Raw genomic sequence first — 3,262 nt, 5'->3', positions numbered from 1 at the left:
AAAGCGGTAAGAAGGGCTTACGAATAAAGTTGGCGGCGACCGACTCTCCCACCGGTGAAGGCAGTACCATAGGCGCACCGGGGCTTAACGACTCTGTTCGGAATGGGAAGAGGTGAACACCCGGGCTAAAGCCACCATTGCTGGCGTTACTGCTCGTGTTCAGGAAGCAGCGACAAAACCGTTGACATAAGGGAAAAGAAAAAGAAGTAGAAAGTTAATGGGACAAGGGAAGCCCTCGGTTCCTTAGTACGGCTCAGCTATGCTATTTCTAGCTTTACACCTACCGCCTATTCACGTCGTAGTCTACGACGAACCTTCAATTGGGATATCTCATCTTGAGGTGAGTTTCGCACTTAGATGCTTTCAGCGCTTATCTGCTCCCAGCGTAGCTACCCGGCGCTGCTCCTGGCGGAACAACCGGCGCACCAGCGGCTAGTCCAACTCGGTCCTCTCGTACTAAAGTCAGGTCCTCTCAAATATCCAACGCCCACCACAGATAGGGACCGAACTGTCTCACGACGTTCTGAACCCAGCTCGCGTGCCACTTTAATCGGCGAACAGCCGAACCCTTGGGACCTTCTCCAGCCCCAGGACGTGACGAGCCGACATCGAGGTGCCAAACCTCCCCGTCGATATGAGCTCTTGGGGGAGATCAGCCTGTTATCCCCGGCGTACCTTTTATCCTTTGAGCGATGGCCCTTCCATGCGGAACCACCGGATCACTATATCCGTCTTTCGACCCTGCTCGACTAGTCAGTCTCACAGTCAAGCCCACTTCTACTATTGCGCTCTACGTACGGTTACCAAGCGTACTGAGTGGACCTTTGAAAGCCTCCGATACTCTTTTGGAGGCGACCACCCCAGTCAAACTACCCAGCAGCCACTGTTCTCTACGAAACGTAGAGTTAGGCATCAGGCACAGTAAGGGCGGTATTTCAACGTTGGCTCCAGAAGACCTAGCGGCCCTCCTTCGACGCCTCCCGCCTATGCTACACATACTGAACCCAACACCAATGGCAACCTATAGTAAAGGTGCACGGGGTCTTTCCGTCCCGTGGCGGGTACTCGGCATCTTCACCGAGACTACAATTTCACCGAGCTCACGGCTGAGACAGCACCCAAATCGTTACACCATTCGTGCAGGTCGGAACTTACCCGACAAGGAATTTCGCTACCTTAGGACCGTTATAGTTACGGCCGCCGTTTACTGGGGCTTCGATTCAAGCCTTCGCCTTGCGACTAAGCTCCCCTCTTAACCTTCCAGCACCGGGCAGGTGTCAGGCCTTATACGTCCGCTTACGCGTTAGCAAAGCCATGTGTTTTTGTTAAACAGTCGCTTGGGTCTTTTCACTGCGGCTTCTTGTATTGCTACAAGGAAGCGTCCCTTCTCCCGAAGTTACAGGACCATTTTGCCGAGTTCCTTGGCCGTGATTCACTCGAGCGCCTCAGGATTCTCTCCTTGACTACCTGTGTCGGTTTGCGGTACGGGCCGAATAAGGATACAACGTTTAGCAGCTTTTCTTGGCAGTCCTTAGGTACACTATCCACGTGGCCCGAAGGCCGTGTGGTACTATCACCTTTCCCCTAGGTCGGCGTACTTAACTACCATCCTAATAGGTACGGGCTTTAACGAGCACTTCCGTCCGCTCGCGGTACTTTCATTCCTGCGTCCCTGCATCACTTCCTTAACCGGGGGCCAGAATATCAACTGGCTTGCCATCGGGTACACCTCTCGGCTCTCCCTTAGGTCCCGCCTAACCCAATTCCGATTAGCGTTGAATTGGAAACCTTAGTCTATCGGCGAATAGGTTTCGCACCTATTTTATCGTTACTCATGCCTACATGTGCTTTTCTGGACGCTCCACCATGCCCTGACAGGACGGCTTCTCCGCAACCAGAATGCTCCCCTACCACTTGACAACTAAATGTCAAATCCCGCGCTTCGGTGCCTAGCTTGATGCCCGCGTATTATCGATGCCCGGTCGCTCGACCAGTGAGCTGTTACGCACTCTTTAAAGGAATGGCTGCTTCCAAGCCAACCTCCTGGCTGTCAAAGCAACTGGACCTCCTTTGTTCAACTTAGCTAGAACTTAGGGACCTTAGCGGCGGGTCTGGGTTCTTTCCCTCTCGGCCGGGGACCTTAGCACCCCAGGCCTCACTGCCGTGTATGAATGCTGTGGCATTCGGAGTTCATCAGGATTCGGTAGGCTCTGACACCCCCTAGTCCTATTGGTAGCTCTACCTCCACAGCACCTAACCACGACGCTGTACCTCAATACATTTCGGGGAGTACGAGCTATTTCCTAGTTTGATTGGCCTTTCACCCCTACCCTCAAGTCATCCAAATCCTTTTCAACGGAAACTGGTTCGGACCTCCACTGCGTGTTACCGCACCTTCATCCTGCTCAAGGGTAGCTCACTAGGTTTCGCGTCTACCCCCACTGACTACGCGCCCTATTCAGACTCGCTTTCGCTGCGGCTGCGTGATTCAAATCACTTAACCTTGCCAGTGAGGAGTAACTCGTAGGCTCATTATGCAAAAGGCACGCTATCAGGGTACAAAACCCCTCTAACTGCTTGTAAGCACACGGTTTCAGGTTCTTTTCACTCCGCTATCCGCGGTTCTTTTCACCTTTCCCTCACGGTACTGGTTCACTATCGGTGTCTCAGGAGTATGTAGCCTTAGCGGATGGTGCCGCTGGATTCAGACGGGGTTTCTCCGGCCCCGCCCTACTCAGGATCCTGCTACCGTGAATCAGAATTGTCGCTTACCGGGCTCTCACCGTCTCTGGCGTGTTTTCCCACACACTTCAGCTAACTCGATTCAATCAGATGTTGCAGTCCTACAACCCCAGAGCGGCCGTAACCGCCCTGGTTTGGGCTCCTCCCCGTTCGCTCGCCACTACTTGGGGAATCATTGTTATTTTCTTTTCCTGGCGGTACTGAGATGTTTCAGTTCCCACCGTTTGCCCCAGTCCTATGCAGGAGTGGTCACTGGTCTTCAACCAGTGGGGTTGCCCCATTCGGAAATCGCGGGATATAACGGGTATGTGCCCCTCCCCCGCGCTTATCGCAGCTTATCGCGTCCTTCATCGCCTCTGAGACCCTAGGCATCCCCCGTGTGCTCTTACTTACTTCTCGCTTGCGAGTTGGACTACCAAAATAGCCGCAACCTGCTGTCATTCTGTGAATAACAGCCCGCTTTTTACTTCTCTTTCTTGTTTTCCCTTACGTCAAAGAACGTTTACTACCCATTCGGTAG

Annotated in this window: 2 rRNA genes; both read right to left on the bottom strand. The window is 53.2% G+C overall.

Annotation, left to right across the window (positions count from 1 at the left end):
- Window positions 1-27: 27 nt before the first annotated feature.
- Window positions 28-139 (bottom strand): 5S ribosomal RNA (gene rrf / locus GO988_RS23615).
- Between the two features lie 84 nt (window positions 140-223).
- Window positions 224-3,141: ribosomal RNA gene (locus tag GO988_RS23610) — 23S ribosomal RNA — on the bottom strand.
- Between the last annotated feature and the right edge of the window lie 121 nt (window positions 3,142-3,262).

This window comes from Hymenobacter ginkgonis, assembly GCF_009755225.1.
GTDB classification, from domain to species: domain Bacteria; phylum Bacteroidota; class Bacteroidia; order Cytophagales; family Hymenobacteraceae; genus Hymenobacter; species Hymenobacter ginkgonis.
The sequence above is the reverse complement of the archived record's forward strand: the minus strand, read 5'-3'. Positions and strand labels throughout refer to the sequence as shown.